Annotated in this window: 15 protein-coding genes; 6 read left to right on the top strand and 9 right to left on the bottom strand. The window is 37.1% G+C overall.

Annotation, left to right across the window (positions count from 1 at the left end; genetic code table 11):
• Positions 1–128: 128 nt before the first annotated feature.
• The 3 genes from ABES03_RS03760 to ABES03_RS03750 all read left to right on the top strand — a co-directional run bounded on the left by ABES03_RS03760 (position 129) and on the right by ABES03_RS03750 (position 3,730).
• On the top strand, positions 129–800 hold the full coding sequence (locus tag ABES03_RS03760) for a helix-turn-helix domain-containing protein (protein WP_430115242.1): 672 nt from the start codon (positions 129–131) through the stop codon (positions 798–800).
• 302 nt (positions 801–1,102) lie between these two features.
• The gene (locus tag ABES03_RS03755) at positions 1,103–2,302 is read left to right on the top strand and encodes an iron-containing alcohol dehydrogenase (protein ID WP_430115239.1); all 1,200 of its coding nucleotides are present in this window, start codon (positions 1,103–1,105) and stop codon (positions 2,300–2,302) included.
• A 57-nt stretch (positions 2,303–2,359) separates the two neighbouring features.
• Positions 2,360–3,730, top strand: a complete 1,371-nt coding sequence (locus tag ABES03_RS03750; protein WP_430115237.1) for an aldehyde dehydrogenase — start codon at positions 2,360–2,362, stop codon at positions 3,728–3,730.
• Positions 3,731–3,775: 45 nt separating this feature from the next.
• Here ABES03_RS03750 and ABES03_RS03745 read toward each other — a convergent pair whose 3' ends face one another.
• Positions 3,776–6,940, bottom strand: coding sequence for an efflux RND transporter permease subunit (locus ABES03_RS03745; protein WP_430115235.1), 3,165 nt, complete (start codon positions 6,938–6,940; stop codon positions 3,776–3,778).
• A 157-nt stretch (positions 6,941–7,097) separates the two neighbouring features.
• Here ABES03_RS03745 and ABES03_RS03740 point away from each other — a divergent pair, with 157 nt between their 5' ends.
• Together ABES03_RS03740 and ABES03_RS03735 are read left to right on the top strand one after the other, a co-directional pair.
• On the top strand, positions 7,098–7,952 hold the full coding sequence (locus ABES03_RS03740) for a TetR/AcrR family transcriptional regulator (protein ID WP_430115233.1): 855 nt from the start codon (positions 7,098–7,100) through the stop codon (positions 7,950–7,952).
• 122 nt (positions 7,953–8,074) lie between these two features.
• A complete protein-coding gene (locus ABES03_RS03735) occupies positions 8,075–9,676 on the top strand; it encodes an MDR family MFS transporter (RefSeq protein ID WP_430115230.1) in 1,602 nt (533 codons plus the stop codon).
• Positions 9,677–9,731: 55 nt separating this feature from the next.
• Here the strand turns inward: ABES03_RS03735 and ABES03_RS03730 are convergent, their stop codons facing one another.
• Positions 9,732–10,535 carry an RDD family protein gene (locus ABES03_RS03730; protein WP_430115229.1) on the bottom strand — a complete coding sequence of 268 codons (804 nt, stop codon included), beginning with the start codon at positions 10,533–10,535 and terminating at the stop codon, positions 9,732–9,734.
• Positions 10,536–10,670: 135 nt separating this feature from the next.
• Between ABES03_RS03730 and ABES03_RS03725 the strand changes: the two genes are divergently transcribed.
• Positions 10,671–11,651, top strand: a complete 981-nt coding sequence (locus ABES03_RS03725) for a stage II sporulation protein M (RefSeq protein WP_430115227.1) — start codon at positions 10,671–10,673, stop codon at positions 11,649–11,651.
• Here ABES03_RS03725 and ABES03_RS03720 read toward each other — a convergent pair.
• The 7 genes from ABES03_RS03720 to pepF form a co-directional block, all read right to left on the bottom strand.
• Complete coding sequence (locus tag ABES03_RS03720) at positions 11,629–12,987, bottom strand: DUF58 domain-containing protein (protein WP_430115226.1); 1,359 nt, start codon at positions 12,985–12,987, stop codon at positions 11,629–11,631. The genes ABES03_RS03725 and ABES03_RS03720 overlap by 23 nt on opposite strands.
• Positions 12,938–13,867 carry an AAA family ATPase gene (locus ABES03_RS03715; RefSeq protein WP_430115224.1) on the bottom strand — a complete coding sequence of 310 codons (930 nt, stop codon included), beginning with the start codon at positions 13,865–13,867 and terminating at the stop codon, positions 12,938–12,940. Before ABES03_RS03715 ends, ABES03_RS03720 begins: the two co-directional genes overlap by 50 nt.
• Positions 13,864–15,003: a DUF4350 domain-containing protein gene (locus tag ABES03_RS03710; RefSeq protein ID WP_430115222.1), complete on the bottom strand. Its 1,140-nt coding sequence runs from the start codon at positions 15,001–15,003 to the stop codon at positions 13,864–13,866. The genes ABES03_RS03715 and ABES03_RS03710 overlap by 4 nt, the downstream gene beginning before the upstream one ends.
• A gap of 7 nt (positions 15,004–15,010) precedes the next feature.
• Positions 15,011–15,661 (bottom strand): DUF4129 domain-containing protein, encoded by a 651-nt coding sequence (locus ABES03_RS03705; RefSeq protein ID WP_430115220.1) that lies wholly within the window; start codon positions 15,659–15,661, stop codon positions 15,011–15,013.
• Positions 15,662–15,688: 27 nt separating this feature from the next.
• Complete coding sequence (locus tag ABES03_RS03700) at positions 15,689–16,603, bottom strand: hypothetical protein (protein WP_430115218.1); 915 nt, start codon at positions 16,601–16,603, stop codon at positions 15,689–15,691.
• 54 nt (positions 16,604–16,657) lie between these two features.
• The gene (locus ABES03_RS03695) at positions 16,658–17,764 is read right to left on the bottom strand and encodes a CapA family protein (RefSeq protein ID WP_430115346.1); all 1,107 of its coding nucleotides are present in this window, start codon (positions 17,762–17,764) and stop codon (positions 16,658–16,660) included.
• A 253-nt stretch (positions 17,765–18,017) separates the two neighbouring features.
• Positions 18,018–19,805 (bottom strand): oligoendopeptidase F, encoded by a 1,788-nt coding sequence (pepF, locus tag ABES03_RS03690; protein ID WP_430115216.1) that lies wholly within the window; start codon positions 19,803–19,805, stop codon positions 18,018–18,020.
• Positions 19,806–19,885 lie beyond the last annotated feature (80 nt).

Here is a 19,885-nt window from a genome sequence, read left to right as displayed (position 1 = left end):
TATTATACTTTAGCGCTGTATTTTGTCGACTATTGTTCTTTTGAATGAAAAAAAGTAGTATTTCTTTCTCCCTATATTTGATATCTTATAAATAACATACTGAAAAACAGATCGTGAGGGCTGCTGCAATGATCTTAACAAAAAGAAGACGTGAATTTTTGGATCAAATTTGCCGACAATATCATACAACCAATCTTCCTGTACATTATTCTGAGGTGGCCGAAGCAATTGGTGTGAGTAAATGGACAGCGTACGATGTGCTAAAAACCCTTGAAAGCCAAGGTCTTGTAAAAAGAAACTATTCTACTAATGAAAATGAAACAGGGCGTTCAGTTGTGGTCTTCTCTCCTACTGAAATGGCAGAGGAAATGTTTCAAAAAGAACGAAGAGAAACATCAAATATGGAAGAATGGGAAGCAATTCTAAACCATATGACAGAATTAATTGAGAATCATCAAAATCTACCCTTAATGGATGCGATTCATAATATTATCACTCGCATGAAAACAGTAGACGTTAAGCTGGAATTTTGTGCATACTTTCTATGTGTCCTGATTTTATATTTAAATAGCTTAGGAACAACTGTTAAGAGTCTCACCGTCAACATGGTCAATGCGTCACCAGAAACCAAATTAAAACTTACTGTTTTCGTCGGTGCGGTTATAGGAATGATCATTCAGTCTGTCGGTGATGAGTTAAGTCCTGAAATGATCACCTTGGTACAACAATTTTTCGATAATGTTAATCAACTAAATGGAGAGGAACTACAGTTATTGATAGCGTTTATCGAGCAAAGCTAATAACTCACTTCCCCTTCATTACTATTGTAAGTCAGTCAGGACTCCACTGTCTGACTATTTTTTTATTTTGGAATTAATTTTATTCTATATATATAATTTTCTGAATATTAATTATATTCATAAGACTCTCTTGACAATCATCAGATAATCAAGTTATATATGTTGTATACCCTTTTGTTTTTTGGTCTTTTGGGTAAGTTTAACCCACTTTTTGGGTCTTTTGTGTATCCTCCAGATTTACATATACTTCGTAGACTACTATAAAAGGCAATCCTATATTTTTATAAAAGCGAGGTAATGTTATGTATAAAGTCTATTGCAGATCCTTTCAAGGAGTAATGAAAACTACCTCCTACTTCTTACCCTGGAGGGAGCCTGAATTATTAGAGGGTGAAAACAGTTTATATGAATTGCCACAACGAATCAAAAATCAAAATATTGAAAGCGTTCTAATCGTTACCGACAAAGGTATTGTATCTGTTGGATTAATAGATAAATTTCTTGAAGCCTTACGTGTTGAAAAAATTAAATTCGTTATGTTTGACAAAACCGTACCGAACCCGACAATAGAAAACATCGAGGAAGCTTTAAAATTGTATCACTCTAACAATTGTAGCGGGATTGTTGCTTTCGGCGGGGGCTCACCCATGGATTGCGCGAAAGGTGTGGGGGCACGGGTGGCTAGACCTAATAAAACCATCTCCCAAATGAAAGGTATATTGAAGATATTGAAAAAAATGCCGCCCCTTTTTGCCGTTCCTACTACGGCTGGTACAGGAAGTGAAGCCACCATTGCAGCGGTGGTATCGAATAGTGAGACGCATGAAAAATATGCATTAATGGATCCTTCTCTCCTCCCACATGTGGCTGTATTAGATCCTTTGTTAACGGTTAACCTTCCCCCTCATATCACTGCCGCAACGGGAATTGATGCTTTGACACATGCGGTTGAAGCCTATATCGGGAGAAGTAACACCAAAGATACAAAGAAATACAGTATTGAAGCCGTAAAGTTGATTTTTGAAAATCTGTATGAAGCCTATTCCAATGGGACAAACATAATGGCACGTAAAAACATGCAAAAAGCGGCCTATTTGGCAGGAATGGCATTTACTAGAGCGTATGTTGGTTATGTCCATGCAATTGCACATACACTAGGTGGTTTTTATTCCGTACCGCATGGTCTGGCAAATGCCGTCATTTTACCATATGTACTAGAGTATTATGGGGATTCGGTCTATCAGCCGCTTTCAGAGCTTTCTGATTTAGTTGGACTCAGTCAACCTGACGATACCATTGAGCAAAAAGCTCGTAAATTCATTGATGCCATAAAGAAACTGAACGAAAAATTAGAAATACCAAAAAAGATCAGCGGAATTATCGACAATGATATCCCAGTGATGGTGGATCGAGCTTTGAAGGAAGCCAATCCCCTCTACCCTGTACCGAAAATTCTTTATAAAGAGGACTTGGACACACTTTATCAACAAATTAAGGAATAAGATGCATGCATTTCATTACTGCTGAAATGTCAAATATAGCAAGGTGGTTGAAGAAAAATGGAAAACTATAGCTCCCTAGTAGCTAAACAAAAATCTTACTTTCGAACGGAAATGACAAAAGACCTTGCTTTCCGCCTCGATGCGCTTCAGAAGCTGCGAGCAGCTATTAAAAATAATGAAAACAAACTAATGGAAGCACTTAGAGCAGATTTAAACAAATCTGAGTTCGATGCCTATACCTCTGAAATTGGTTTTGTTCTAGAAGAATTACGATTTACGATTAAACATTTACGTTCTTGGGTGAAGCCTAAACGAGTGAAAACACCGCTCACCCATATCGGTTCAACTAGCTACATTTATTCGGAACCATATGGTGTAACGTTGATTATCGCTCCATGGAATTATCCGTTTCAGTTAGCCATAGCACCTTTAATCGGCGCCATAGCGGCAGGAAACTGCGCCGTTATTAAGCCTTCAGAGTTAACACCAAAAACATCTGAATTACTAGGTAAAATGATAAGAGAGTTATTCTCTGAGGAGTTTGTTGCTGTTGTTCAAGGTGGTGTAGAAACTAGTCAGGCGTTGCTGCAGGAGAAATTTGATTATATCTTCTTTACCGGAAGTGTCCCTGTTGGAAAAGTGATTATGGAAGCTGCCGCGAAAAACTTGATTCCTGTTACATTAGAGCTTGGTGGTAAGAGCCCTTGTATTGTACACGAAGATGCCAATATAAAACTTGCTGCCAAACGAATTGCTTGGGGAAAATTCACTAATGCCGGACAAACCTGTATTGCACCTGACTACTTATACATTCATAAAAATATCAAAGATCAATTCCTTCAACAATTTAAAGAGACAACATTGGAATTATACGGGAGACAACCGATAAATAATCCAAATTTTACTCGGATTGTAAGTGACCGTCATTTTGATCGATTAACTTCCTTCTTAGATAATGGAAAACAGTTTATGGGAGGTCAAACAAATAAAGACAAACTAAGTATTGAACCGACCGTTCTTACTCAAATCACTTGGGATGATCCGGTTATGCAGGATGAAATTTTTGGTCCGATCCTTCCCGTACTTGAATACAGTGATTTACATGAGGTGATTGAGGGAATTCACCGTCACCCAAAACCGCTCGCCCTTTATATTTTTACAGAAAGCAAAAACCTCCAACAAGAGGTTATAAACAGCGTCTCTTTTGGTGGAGGATGTGTGAACGATACAGTTTACCACTTTGTCTCACCTTACCTGCCATTTGGCGGTGTGGGAAATAGCGGCATCGGTGCTTATCATGGAAAAGGGAATTTTGATACGTTCTCCCATAATAAGAGTGTCCTTAAGCAAACGACCTTATTCGATATCCCCTTTCGCTATCCGAATGTTAAAAATGGACTACAAAAAATTAAGCTCTTTATGAAATAAAACAACTCGGCCTCTGATAGAGTGCCGAGTTGTTTATTGTTGCCTTTATTCATTTACTACTTGTTTCTTCCCTTTTCTCTTCAATTTCATTAATGTTTCATACACAATCGGAACAATCAACAGCGTGAGTAAGGTAGAACTTGTTAACCCACCAATTACAGTTACACCCAAGCCTTTTGTGATTAAACCGCTACCTTCAATTCCCACTGCAAGTGGAATAAGGGCACCAATGGTTGCAATAGCAGTCATAAGAATCGGGCGAACACGCGTTCCAGCCGCTTCAATAATAGCATCTCTTGTAGATAAACCTTCATTTTCTTTATGAATGACACGGTCTATTAAAACAATCGCATTGGTTACTACGATTCCTATTAACATGAGTGCGCCTATCATTGCAGATACGCTCAAGGTTTCTCCAGCAATCAGTAACCCAATCAAACCACCAATAATTGTAAATGGCAGAGAGAACAGAATAGCAAATGGGGCTAATCCGCCTCCAAATGTGATAACAAGGACTAAGTAAACAATCGCAATTGCTGCGAGCATCGCAAGTCCAAGTTGTTTGAAAGAATCATTAATATCTTCCGTTACACCGCCCATTGAAACATCCACATTCGCTGGAATGCCAAGCTTATCTACTTTTTTCTGTACTGCAGTTGAAACTTTTGCTACATCCTTCGTTTTAATCTCACCCGTTACATTCGTATAAATACGACCATCTCGACGTTTTATCGTATCTGATGTATTTCCTTCTTTAATTTCCACAACGTCTTTGATTGGAACAGTCACTCCAAGTGGTGATGTTAGAGTCTTATCTGTTAATTCATGAATATCAGAATATCCCTTCTTCTCCACATCTACATAGACATTTAATTCTTTATTATCTTTTTTTATAGTTGTTAATACCTGGCGTTGTCCATTAGCGGAAAGCTCCATGCCAATTTGGGCTGCTGTCAGTCCAAGTTTACTAAGCTTTTCTTGATTAGCTACAAGCGTATATTCATCATACGTAGCAGAAATACCTGTTTTTACGTTGGTAAGTGAGTTATTGTTCTTCATGATCTTTTCAATCTGGGTGACTATAGGCTTAATGTCATCGATCGTATCACCATAAACATTGAGTGCCAGTTGGTTACTTGAGCCCATACCAGAAAAGTCTTGTTTCCCCCACTCACCTTTATCGTTTCTATCCTTTAGTGCCTTAATAACATTTTCTGTCTCTTTATCAAAATTCTTCGTGTCTTTATCGTAACCAACGAAAAACATGGCAGAATTACTTTCACCAGGATTCATTGGATTCTCTCCACCAACAGAAAACTGTATATCCTTTACGTTCTTTCTTTTACTTAAAAATTCATTGGCTTCTGTGGCAATTCGTTCTACATCTTCTATTGTTTGTCCTGGAGCAGGCTTGTAGGTCGCCACAATCATTTTCTGTTCATCAGAAGGTAAAAAGCTCACTCCAATAACAGGAACAAGGAACAAACTTCCCACTAACATCAATATTGCCAAACCAGACGTGATAAGTTTATGATTTAACGCCCATCTTAGAACCTTTCTATATCCTGAAGCTAATTTATTGGGCTTGCCTTCCTCGTGAATGTGTTTTGAGGTTACACCCTTCTTAAAGAGGGAATGAGCCATCATTGGAACAACTGTAATTGCTACTAATAAGGAAGCAAGTAGCGAGAAAACTATGGTTAATGCAAATGGCAAGAACATTTCTCCAATCGGTCCCTTAACTAAACCTAATGGAAGGAACACTGCAATAGTAACAATGGTAGAAGACATAATTGGCATAAACATTTCTCTTGTGGCTTCTACAATAAGTTCTTTACCAGTTAACTTTTCATTTTGTAAGGACATTCTTCTAAAAATATTTTCAATGACAACGATGGAGTCGTCAATTACGCGACCAATTGCAACGGTCATTGCACCAAGCGTCATCATATTAAGTGTGATATCCATTTGTTTTAACAGTAATACAGCAATAAGTAGTGATAGCGGAATAGATACGACTGAGATAATTGTAGTTCGGAAGTTTCTTAAGAAAAGCAAAATGATAATCATGGCAAAAATAGCACCAAATATAGCTTTATCCAACATCGTTGAAACAGATTCTTCGATTGGTTTTCCCTGATCAAATATTGGGGTAACCTTTAAGCCATCAATCTTTTTCTCTAACTCACTTAGTTGGTCTTTTACCGCGTTAACGACATCGACTGTATTGGCATCTTGCGCACTTACAATTTGTAATCCAATGGATTCCCTACCGTTGGTTTTAGATATGGACTCTGCTTTACCAACCACTTCAACCGAAGCGATATCCCTTAATTCAATTGTTGGAATACCAGCCTGTTTTGGGGTATTTTGCCCTTGCATGGATGGTACACCAGTTGGGTTTTGCTGTTTCCCTTGTGTAGGGGAGGTATTTCCCGTCATCCCTTGCTGTTGTCCAGCTGAAGATGGAATCACCGGTATTTTTAAAGACTTTAACTCTTCAAGCGTCTGGATATTTCCATCAACTACTACTGACTTTTGTGTATCCTTGAAAGTATACAAACCGAGTGGAAAAGAAATATCAGATGCTTTAATTAAATTGCGAATCGTATCTTCCTGTAATCCATATTGTTTTAATTTATCCTGGTCAAATCTTAATTGAACTTCATCTATTTGCTGACCAGAGATTTGAACCGAACCAACTCCATCAATTCCTTTAAGTTCCGGAACAATTTTCTTTTCCACCGTATCAGTTAATTCAGCTAATGATTGTTTTTTATTGGAAATGCTTAATGACATTACAGGTATGGATGAAAAGCTTAAACGTGATACTTTTGGTGCTTGGACACCATCTGGTAATGTAAGATCATTTAATGCCTCTTTTACTTCGTTTTGGGCCTTTTCCATGTCTTTATCAAAATTGTATTCTATTTGTATGGAAGAAGCATTTTGAAACGAAGATGAACTTACCACTGAAACTCCATCTAAATTCTTTACTCTACTTTCAATAGGTTCTGTTACCTTCTCAGCAACCTGCTCTGGAGTAGCTCCTGGATAGACGGTCAAAACAGTAACGAGAGGTGTATTGATATTTGGAATCGTTTCAAGCTTCATATTCATACCTGAATACAGACCGGCTACTGTTACAATAATCGTTAATAACCATACAGCAAACTTATTCTTCAATGAAAATTGAATGATTTTTTTCATATATTTCTCCTTATTTGTAATGTTGTTGACAATTAAAATGAATTCGTCTAGCATTTGACTATATTGAACAAAACTAATGTTACTGACCGGACAGTCATAAGTCAAGAAATAAAGTTGTTTTTATATAGTATTATGATGTTTATATGGAGGGTTTATTTTGAATGAGAAGGAAAAATTAATAATTGAATCAGGAATGAAGCTTTTTGCTACGAAGGGTTTCTCCTCCACTTCTATTCAGGAAATTGCAACTGATAGCGGTATATCAAAAGGAGCTTTCTATTTACACTTTAAATCAAAGGATGAGTTATTATTTGCCATACTTGAGTTTATCTTCGAGACAGTTCATTCAAACATCCTAAAGTTCGAACATTCGGATTTACCTTCACGCGAAAGGTTTTGTAAGCAGCTATCCTCTCTCATGGGGACCTTCATGGGACATAAAGAATTTTTTATCATGCTTTCAAAAGAACAAGCCATACCTCGAAATGATGAAATCAAAAAGCTATTATTTAAAAAGCAATTTGAAACACACCAGCTTTTTCGAAATGGATTAATATCCATCTATGGAAAAAATATCGAACCCTTTTCAACAGATCTATCAATGATATTAGAAGGACTATTTCATTCCTATATGAGGTTAATCATATTTGAACCAGCTGAATTTGAATTGGAAGGTCTAACCCAATTTCTAATGAGAAGAATGGATAGCATTGTAAAGGATATTACTGCTGAAAAACCATTTATATCTGAAGAGAAATTGGAAAAGGTGATACAAAAATCCATGGACCTATTTGGCAGTACCGATATCAGCGAAATCGTACAAAAAATGAGAAATGAATTAGAGCAGTTCGAAAATAAAGAAGCACTAGAAATATCGCTTGACGTATTAGAAGAGGAAATGAAGCGAGAAAATCCTAGAAAACCGGTTATTAAAGGAATGCTCACCAATTTTAAAGAAACCGAGGAATTTAAAGGGTATGTGAGAGTGATTTCTTCCTTTTACAATCTTTAATTGGTGGATTTTAAAACGCGGAATGAATACTATTGACTGACTGGACATTCAGAGTTATAATTTCTGACTGGGAGGTCAGCCATAAATGACAATATAAAACCAACTAGATTGGAGATAAAAAGATGGAAATACAACAAAAAGGGATCAATACACGATTAGTCATTACTGGACTAATTATCGGAATGTTCTTTAGTGCTCTTGAACAAACAATTGTAGGAACTGCTATGCCTACTATTATTGCTGAACTCAATGGATTTAAAATTTTTGCTTGGGTGACAACAGCCTATATGATCACATCGACAACAATCGTACCTGTTGTCGGTAAATTATCAGACCTGTATGGCAGGCGTTTTCTTTATCTACTAGGGACCATTATATTCATTATTGGTTCTGGTCTATGTGCAACTGCCACGTCAATGGAACAATTAGTACTTTATCGAGGTCTTCAGGGACTTGGCGGTGGGATGATAATGCCACTTTCACAAACGATTATTGGTGATATTTTCACAGCGGAACAACGTGCAAAATGGCAAGGAATATTTGGCGGTCTATTTGGATTAAGTTCTGTAATTGGTCCTTTCCTAGGAGGACTTATTGTGGATCATATCAGTTGGCATTGGATATTCCTTATTAATGTACCTTTCGGATTATTGTCTGCTTTATTAATTTTTGCTGGACTGAAACATGAAAATGTTGGGAAAAAGGATAAGGTAAGTATCGACTACTTAGGTATTGTTACCTTAATACCTGCAATTGTCTTATTACTGCTTGGTTTAACCTTTGGCGGAGATAAGTTTGAATGGCTGTCAACGAAATCTTACTTGATTTTTGGCGGAAGCATTGTACTGTTTATTCTCTTTGGCTTTATTGAGAAAAAAGCGGAAGAACCAATTTTAGATCTTTCTTTGTTTAAAAATAGAATTTTTGCAACGATGAATGGGTTAGGATTCTTGTTAGGTCTTGGAATGTTTGGAGCAATCATGTTCGTTCCAATGTTTATGCAAGGAATTTTAGGTGTTTCTCCAACTCAAGCGGGCTCGACTATGACACCTATGATGATCGCCATGATCGCTGCGAGTATCCTAGGCGGACAACTGCTCCTTAGATTCACTTTCCGTACGGTGTTAACAGCTGGTATGTTACTAGCATCTGCTGGGTTCTTTTTAATGAGTACGATGGGACTTGAATCTAGTGAGTTTACTGCCTATGCATATATGGTTGTTCTGGGGTTAGGTATGGGTCTAGTCATGCCAACATTGATGATTGCTATTCAGAATGAATTTCCAAAATCTCAGCTCGGAACAGTTACTTCGGCGTCCACCTTCTTCCGTTCGATTGGTGGCACTATCGGAATCACCATTTTGAATTCTGTTATGAATCATTCATTAGGAACAAAAATGGTTGAAGCGGCAAATAATGCAGATAATCCAATCGCCCAGGCTGCATTAACCAAGCTTTCTGAAAAAACGGATGTATTATTTGGTTTATTGATCAACCCGGGTTTGTTAAAATTGCCAAGTGACATTCAAAAGATGGTTATTCATGGTATTCAAACTGCATGGTCAGAATCGTTTACAACAGTATTCTTAACAGGTCTTATCTTTATTTCGATTGGAATTTTAGTCGCGTTATCTGTAGGAAAAGGTCGTATTAAGAGAGATAAAGAACTAACAGAAGAAAACGAGCTTCAAGCAAACATACATGGGCAGGAAGCAACTGAATAAACAGTTAAAAAACCTCGGCAGGTTCACATATGCCGAGGTTTTTCTATCCCTTTTTTTATAGTTCAAACTCCCATTCATCCTTCAGAATCAAATAAAGGACAAGAAGCATATTTTCTAACTCCTCTTCCGTTTTCCCCTCTGTCTCAAACTTGATTTTGGGTAATAGAATATCTGCAATTTGTTTTGTTAAATCACGCCTATCATTCAACGATAACTGATGAAATCGGCGGGAGTATGTACTGATTAGTTTCCATTCCTTCATACCTAAAGATTTCAATGACCAATCATCAATGGACAGGTCATTTACTGTTAATCCTCTGGCTTGTATTTCCTTCTCAATGGGTGAAAGTTTTCTTTTCATTTTTGCTTTCCGCTCATGAACTACCATGGTCCCCGCAACAATATCTCCAAGCCTTTTATGTTTGGAATGGAAAAAAATCATGATCATACCAAGAAAATAGCTAACTGGCAGTGAATCAACAATGCGCATCAGGTTTCGAATAAAGCTCGAAAGTAAGGTGATACTGTGGCCAGTTTCCTGAATGACTCGAATCCCAATTAATTTCTTTCCAATCGTCCGTCCACCTGAAAAGAACTCAAAAGCGAAGAAGTAACCCCCATTCAATATAAACAGGAGAATAATTGTAATAGCAAGAGGAATTGAATTATCCATAATATAAAACGACAAGGATGACATTCCGCTCATAACTACAAAAAGGACCACTAAAATGATGACATTGATGGTCATTAATAATAATTGATCAATGATAAAGGCTGCTGCCCTGCTTCCCAAACCTGCAAGCTGAAACTGAAGGGATACGTATTCAGGTGTTTTTATATCTAAATGGTCTTCATTCAACAGGAATCCCCCATCTCTATCTAGAATATTTCTTTAGTTGTTTCAATTTACTAACAAAATTACTATAATTAGGTGGATAAGAAAGTTTTAATAGAATGAAAAGTTTACTAAATGCCAAACCAAGAAGGTGTCAATATGAATGTTAAACAATTTGTTAAAAAGCACCGTGATGAGTGGAATCAGCTAGAGCTATTGGTCACTTCCCTAAATAAAAGCAGAAAAAGTATTACCGGTGATACCATTATTCAATTCCATCGGCTTTATCAAAAAGCTGCTCAAAATCTTTCGTATAGTCAAACATACTTTCCTGATGATGATGTTACCTTTTACCTAAACGGACTAGTTGCAAAATCACATAACCTTATGTATAAGGATCAAGTATCGAGTATGAAGCAAATTCGTTATTTTTTCAGCACGAAGTTTATTGGATTATTAATCGAACAATGGAGATTTGTTGTCACTGCCATGATTCTTTTTACCATCGGTGCTATAGGCAGCTTTCTATCCGTATTGAATGATCCCTTACATATTTATTCCATTCTCCCTGCAGAAATTGCTCAAGGAGTTGACCCTGAACAACTTGGAAATAGAAATGGTGCAGTTGATTCCTCGCTAATGTCAGCAAGCATTATGACGAATAATATCAAGGTGGCCATTTTAGCCTTTGCAGGGGGAATCACATTTGGTCTGTTGACGGTTTATTTACTTGTCTATAATGGCATCATCATTGGGTCACTCGCCGCACTTTTTTGGCATCACAATAAGTCCTATGATTTTTGGGCCTATATCGTTCCACATGGAATGATTGAGCTTACAGCTATTTTTATTGCCGGCGGAGCAGGATTGTTAATGGGCTATAAGCTCTTTGTTCCTGGCCACTTTTCAAGGGGCTTTCAATTAAAACAACAAGCGATTCGGTCTGTTCAGCTACTTCTTGGAACAATCCCATTATTTGTTATTGCTGGATTAATCGAGGGCTTTATCACACCAGCAGCCATCTCATTAGAAGCTAAGTATATTGTTGCTTGTTTAACTGTGCTCAGTTTAGTTCTATATGTTGTTATTGGTAAGCTGTTACTTATAAAAAATGAGCCTACAAAAGGTTTTGATTCATAATGTCGATATACTGAGATACTACAGTAATCGCCAATTTCTCCTCTAGGGCCTCAATCATTTGGAGGCCCTGCTTTTCCCACTTGATTTTCTCCCGCTTCTTAAAAAGTAACTGTTGTTGGGCCATACTTTTTACCATGGCAGCATGTACATCCTTTGGTTCTTCATTCCTTCTTTTTAATAGGGTCTCATCTTCAATACCTACCATTAAAAACATATGTCGTTGTCTAAGACGCTTTAAGTAAGTAAGTGCACTCTCCTCATGAAGAAAGGTGCGCACATCACTAAATAAAAGCAAGAGACTTCGTTTCTTTTGTACCGTTTCTAAGTACTGTAGTACTGAAGCATAATTAGATTCTGTTGCGTCGACATTTATATTATAGACGGCCTTAAGAATCACCTGTAAATGAGCCATCCCCTTGGCAGGAGGCACAAAAACCTTTATCTTTTTTGAAAAAGCAAGGACAGAAACATAATCGCCTTTTTGTAGAGCCGCCGCCGCTACAGTTAACGCAGCTTCTAAGGATTTTTCTAACCGATTTCCCTTTTTGAGTTCTGCTCCCATCATTCGTCCACAATCAATTAATAAAGTAATATACTTTCCGTGCTCTGGTTCATAATCATTTGTCATAACTTCCTGTAGCTTTGCAGTTTGGCGCCAATTTATTTTCCGAGGGTCATCGCCTACTACATAACTTCTTATTTTTGAAAAATCACCCACACCACTTCGATGTTTACGAATTTGCAAACCCTCATTGACAAGAAACCTTTGTGCATTGGCTAAATACTGCTTTGTCTCTGTTAGATCTGGTATCACTTTTACTGAATCTTTAATCTCTAGAGTGCTCTGTTTCTCCCATAATCCAAGGAAACTTTTATATCGAAAATATAGTTTAGAAATATCATAATTCCCTCTTTTTGTGGCAGTCATTTCATAGGTTACCTGTACAGTAGATTTTCTTGGTATCTCACCCAAGAGGGGAAACGATGTGTTGAATGATTGTGGCAAACCATCAATTATTCGATAGGTAAGAGACCAGCCTGATGTATTTGTTACCTCGATCACTGTCTTATAATTCAAGCCTCTTTCTAACTCCTCCGGTAAAGATCGTTTAAAAGTTAATTGTGCCTTTTTAGGAGAAAAAAACAAATCAAGGAAACTCGCTACTATCATCATAATATCAACCGTAATAATAGATACCCATGATATTTCTAATACGCTGCCAATTACCAACAGAATTGATAGGATCATGGCAATAAGCATGAACCTTTTCGTTGGAAGAATCCCTCTATCTTGGAACAGGAACCGACCCCACAAGCTCTTCAATGATTTGGTCAACGTTTGCTCCCTCCAATTCCACATGTGGAGATAACTGTACCCGGTGTCTTAAAGCTGGCTTTGCAACCATTTTGATATCATCAGGTGTTACGTAATTCCGGCCATGTATGTATGCCCAAGCCTGCGCTGCCTTCCCTATTGATATTCCTGCACGCGTGCTTGCCCCAAAACGGATGGAATCTGACTCCCGTGATCTCCTTACAATCTGCATAATATAATCTAAGACATTTTCTCCTACTGTCACTCGCTCAATTTCCTGTCTAATCGTTTGAAAAGTATTCATATCTAAGAAGGATTCTACTTGATTTTCAGTAAAACGCTTTTCAATCACTTGTTGTAATACCTTCTTTTCCTCCTCAAACGACGGGAAGTTAATTTGTAGTTTGAATAGGAAGCGGTCCTGCTGTGCTTCTGGTAGAGGGTATGTACCTTCAAATTCAATTGGATTTTGGGTGGCGACGACAAAAAACACTTCCGGCAATGGATACGTTTCACCTTGAATCGTCACTTGTTTTTCTTCCATCGCTTCTAATAAAGCTGCCTGTGTCTTTGCAGGTGTGCGATTAATTTCATCTGCAAGGAGAATATTTGTAAAAATAGGTCCCTTAAGTGTTTGAAACGCACTTTCTTTCATGTTGTAAATGGTACTTCCAGTAATATCACTTGGAAGCAAATCAGGTGTAAATTGAATCCTATTAAAGTTTCCTCCAAGGAAACTCGCCAGTGTCCTTACCATTTGTGTTTTACCAGTACCTGGAACTCCTTCTAGTAAGACATGTCCTCCAGCTAATATAGCTGACAATAAGAGTCTTAGATTGAGTCCTTGACCTAAAATCCGTTCCTCATATTTTTCTAAGAAGGATGTTAAAACAGTTTTCATCCCTCATTCACCTCTTTCCTTAATCGATCTAGCTTTTTAGACCAAAGCAAGTATTCTTGTTGACTAATCTTTTCTTTTTCTAATATTATTTCTAATCCGTTTATAAAGGAATGAATCTCACTACTCGGCATTAGCTTCCATTTCTTCTCCAACAAACTGATGGAATCCCTCCACTCTTTGCTATAGGGGATCCGCCAATGTTCCTGTAGCATGTGTTTCACATAATCAGCCTGAATCCTAATGGAATCCTGATACCTTCTGCCCCGTAAATACCAAGCGGTCAAGGCTTGGATTCCCTCATCACTAAATCGAACGGATTCTTCTCTTGGGGTAAAAATAGGTCCAAAGCGTTTTCCTTTATTCCATAGCCATAGAATAATGATGAGAATGCCTTGAAACAGCATTATTAAGAACCACATTGGATATACCGCTAATTGGCCAGCTGTACTCTTGCCAGTATGCAGGTATTCATCAAACAAGATTTTTTGAGGTTTACCTTCATCTAGTAGACTTAAAATAATTGGCAAATGATCATGTTTTAATAGCTGTCCATTTGTTATCCATTCAGGGGCAATAGTTACAATCAACTGACCTTGTCCATATGTTCGTTTTAGTGCAACAGTACCTGCAGCATCTTTTAGTAAAAGCTGATCCTTATCGGTGGGATCTAATCGAATAAATGAGTTTATCTCTGCTTTAAAGGAGATATGATTTTGATTATTCAAATTCGATACATCCTGTGATGTTCCAGGAGACTCTTCTGGTCCAGTGTTTATATCAAACATTCCTTTAGGATTGTTTTTAAACAATAAAATGGTATTTCCAGCTTCCATAAAATCTACATACGCTTTCGTTTCTTTTTGATCGGGAGTAAAAAATGGTTCGACCATTACAAGAAGTTGATTGCTTTCTCCTTTTGGCAGTATGTCAGGAGAATAGGACCAGGTTTTACCTCCTATTTCATTCTTTACATATGTATAAAATGCTTTCACACCGGTTGGAGCAGGAGAGTCAGAAACGTAACTTGGATAACTCTTTGGCTTTTGCGAAAAAATGAAAAAACTTATAAGAATAAATAAAAAGAGTAAAACAGTCAGCCCAATCCATGAACGGCTAATTGATGGAAGTTTTCTCAAAGCTCTCCTATCTCCTTTCTCTTAGGTGTTCAACTTCATGTTCAGCAAGCCACTTGTTAATTTCTATCGAAAAATTTCTATATTCTTCTTTGCTCACTTTTCTTTCACCATAAGTCACTTCATCAAAAAAATTGGCTAGGAGGAAAAATTGGTCTGCCCGAAATTGATGTATTTTCCGAAGTTCTTCATAATACTCCCAATTTGTTTTCCATATCCTCGCTTCAAGCCATTCCTTATCATGGAGATATAAAAGTAAGGCCAAAAATAAATGACGGGTTGAAAGTGTGTATTCTCCCTGTTCTTCCTGTTTTTTCGCCTCTTCTATATGTTTTTGATAGGACCAATTCATTTCCTTTAATGATTGCAGAGGTTTTTTCTCTCGAAACGTCCGGTTCCGTCTAATGTTACGAACCATAAAAAATGTAAAAATTAACAAAAAAAGAACAACTACTACGATAATACCAATAAGAACTGGTCCTGAAGCGCTGCTTGCTGATTCCATGGAAGGAAACAGCTTAGACAATCGGTCCGCGACCCATTCCTTTGCTTTTTCCCACCAGGTCTCTAACAATCCTTTGGTACCATCTTGGTAGACCCTATATTCCTTACGGTTTAATATATTTTCTAACGTGTCACGAGCTTTGCTTGGATCAAGCATTTTCATCACCTAGCTTACTTTAGGTATTTACTTTACCAGGTTATAATCATCAATCATTTCTTTTAAATCATCAGCATCATGTCTGAGCTTTAAATCAAGATACATAACACCATAGCCAACTGAAAAAATCAAGGTTGTAAATAGTGTAGCAATATTTGAAATAATACTTAATAGCACACTATTCCCTAAAATAATTCCAAACGTCATTTGAACGGCGAAACCGATACTTGAAATAATCAAATAAAAAACGATATATAGCCCCATTAATGGCCATGTTCTTTTTTTCGTAAGTCTCCAGCTTCTAGCCATACCTGGTGATTCTTTATCTAATACCACAGAACCGAAATAAAAGCTCCAACGGGTCAAAAGCAGCCCAACTGCAACTGCACATCCCAAAAACAATAAGATGGCACCTAGAATACTTATTACAGGATGGATTTCAACGCCAATAACTACTATTAAAGTAATGATAATAATCGGAACTAAGATAATAGCAAAAACGATTAATCCAAATAAAATACTACTTCCAATCATCGGCCAAAATCGGGAAAAGGCCTGTTTAATGACAGTACCAACCGTATATTCTTCATTTTTTCGTACATGATCAATTGCAAAAAGAATAGCTGCCTCAGCCACCGGACCTAATATGAGGCTAATTAGGCCCACCAAGATCACGCCAACGTCTGCTCCCAAACTGCTTGAATCAAATGTTCCTGTTTCTTCAAAGCTAGATAGCATCTGTTCATACCAAGCACCACCTGTACCAACTGCTCTAAAAAAACTTGTTCCAGAAGCTAACTGGACTATAGCTTCTAGTAAATATAAAGGTCCCATTAACAATAGTAGAATACGGAAAAAGTCCTTAAAGCGGCTTTTACTTAAGCTAAAGGTATGATCAAGAATTTCACCAAATCCTTTTGGTTTATTAAACTTTGTATCCAATTTGAACCCTCCTAGAATGAAATGGCAAATCTGAATTTATATAGCCTTAACTCTTTACTTTTTTGCAACCTGGTCTTTATTTTCATATACTAACCATTCAGAGCCATTAATTTTATTTGAAGCATTAATTATCTTGTTCTTAACACGGTCGTGCTCAGTACCCGTTAATAAAGTTGGTTGATAGTTATTCCTTGAAGAAACCGATGAAATAGAAAATGGAACGATATTAATTTCCTTTTTGTCTGTAAGTAACCCATTCTTCAAATGAAACGTTTGTTGAAACACAAATGTGTCCTTATCTTTAGGGTTTCTATTCCCACCAAACATGAAATTCCCAAGACTATAGACAATAAACTTACCTTTATACTCTTCTATACCTTGCACAACATGTGGATGATGACCCAATACCAAATCCGCACCACTATCGATGGTAAAATGAGCTAATGATTGCTGTGACCCTTCTGGTACGTAATGCCCCTCGTTTCCCCAATGATAATGGACAAGAATTATCTGGACACCCTGATCCCTTAGGTTTTTAATATCCTGAGCCGTTCTATTGCGAACTTCTGCTGTATCATTCCAGCCTTCATATCCTAAAGCCCCAATTTTCACGCCTTTAACCGTGGTAATAAATTGATGATCGTATCCAAAATAACCGATTTTTTGACTTTTCAATGTATTAATGGTATCAGAATACCCTTTCTCAAGATAATCATGGATATGATTGTTTGCTAGATTGACAGCTTCAATCCCTCCAAGCTCTAAAATTTGTGCGTACGATGGGTCACCTTTAAAGCGGAAAGTCTTTTGTGCTTTTTGAGTGGCATTTGTTAAGGTTGTTTCTAGATTAACAGTTGTGAGGTCGTCGTTCTTAAAAATATCATTTAACCCTTTTACAAAATAAGCTAAACCGTTTGCAGAGGCGGTCTTGACGAAGGAATCGCTATAAGTAAAGCTTTCATCTGTTCCAAGCGTAAAATCACCGGCTGCACTAATTTTAATACTAGTTTCTGTAACTGGTTCTGGAGTAGCAGTCTGGTTATCTTCTTTCTTTTCTTCCTGTTTGGTTTCTTCTTTCGCCTTTGCTTTTGTATTCTGCTCCGTAGATATTGATTCTTTTTTCACTAATTTTGTAGAAGCTTGTTCTGAGTTTATGCCCATGAAATAATACGCTCCAGCGGAAGCAATAAAAACTAAGAGGATCATGAGGATAATATTCCGTCTTTTTTTTGGCGATCGATGGCGCACTAATCTGGTTTCTGTCCCTTTTTTATCTGTCTCTTCATTCATAAATGCAATTAACCCCTTTAATATTTTTCTAACTTTCTTAATTCTATAACAAATTCTTACAATACTCTATCAAAAAAAAACCATGATCCCCTAGTAAAAGGAAGAATCACGGTTTTTGGTAAATTTACAGTTTGGAGAACTCTTCAACTAATTCTTCAAATTTCTTTAATGAGTTTTCAATTGGATAGGGTGACGTCAAATCTACACCAGTCTTCTTCATTAACTCTAAAGGATAATCGGAACTGCCACTCTTTAAAAATTCCAGGTAGGATTGAAGTGTATCCTCATCACCTTCGAGAATCCTAGTTGCCAAATGAATCGCTGAAGCAAAACCAGTTGCGTACTTATAAACATAAAAAGGACGATAGAAATGGGGTATTCTTGACCATCCATATTTTACTTCCTCATCAAATACAAGTTCATTCCCATTGTATTCTCTAAACAAGCTTTCGTAAGTTTGATTAAATACCTCAACATTAAGCGGTGTCCCTTTTTCTGCCTTCTCATGGGTTATCTTTTCAAACTCAGCAAACATCACTTGTGTAAAGAAAGTACCCTTGTATTGATCAATAAAATGATTGAGTAAATGTTTGCGAGCCTCTACATTCTCCTCATTTTTCAATAAATAATTAATTAATAGCACTTCATTAACTGTGGAAGCTACCTCTGCTACAAAAATGCTATATCTCGCTGTTATTTGTGGCTGATGCTCGGAACTTAGTCTGCTGTGTACTCCGTGACCGCATTCATGCACTAAGGTAAATAAACTATCCAAATCATCCTGATGATTCAAAAGGATAAACGGATGCACTCCATAAACACCTAAATTGTAGGCGCCTGATCGTTTACCAGGCGTTTCCCGAACATCGATATATCTAGCATCCTTAAACTCCTTAAGAATTTGAATATATTCCTCTCCGAGAGGAGCTAATGCCTTACACATGGTGTCATAAGCTTCCTCATATGAGATTACTTGCTTCACTCCACTTACGAGTGGAACACTCATATCGTATTGGCGAATTTCATCTAACTTTAATTTCTCCTTACGGATTTGTGTATATCGATGCAATGGGGCAATATTCTTTTTTGTTGTTTGAATTAAGTTCTCATATACGTCCTTCGGAACTTTATCACCAAATAAAGATTTTTCAAGTGCAGATGGATATTGTCGTATTTTAGCTAAAGTAACATTATTTTTTATGGCAGCTGCAAGAGTTGATGCAATAGAGTTTTTTAATTGAACATACGGCTGATAATATGCCTTATAAGCTTCTCTTCGCTTCTCTCGATTTTCATTCTCAATGAGCTTTGCGTACATTCCCCTAGTTAACTCCACACGTTCCCCATTGTCATTTGTCACGTCCCCGAACTTTATGTCAGCGTTATTCATCATCCCAAACGTATGACTAGGAACAGACAATGCATCACCTAATTGTGATAGTAGTTCTTCCCTTTCCTTACTAAGCACATGTTTCTTATAACGAAAGGATTCCCATAAATCCTCTGCAAAGTATTCAAGCTTTTCTTCTCCTTCAATGTATCTTTTTAAAGTTTTCTCATCTAAGCTTAATAAATAGGGCATAAAGAATGAGGTGGACGAGCTAACCTTCACGCTAAGTTGTTTCGCCCGCTCTAAAAGAGATTGGGCATTTGTATCCCTTGTGTTTTCATCCACTAATAACATGGCAAAAGCGTACAACTTATTAAAATGAAACGATAAAACCTCTCTTTGTTGAAGATACTTATACAAGGTGGGGCCATCATGAATATTTCCGTCATACTCATTCAATTGTAAAGCTATTTGTTCAACTAATTGATACTCTTCTTCCCAATTACTTATATTCGTATAGATATCTGCAAGATTCCACTTCTCATAAACGGGTACTTCGTTGCGGCTTGTATAGGTTTGCATATTAAACCCCTTCCTCGAAAATCATTTTCACAATTATATACCATAAGTGTCTAAATATCCCATTTTTCGAAAAATAAAAA

The organism is Neobacillus rhizosphaerae (genome assembly GCF_050477885.1).
Classification (GTDB): Bacteria; Bacillota; Bacilli; order Bacillales; family Cytobacillaceae; genus Neobacillus; species Neobacillus rhizosphaerae_A.
This window is presented reverse-complemented; position numbering and strand designations above follow the sequence as displayed.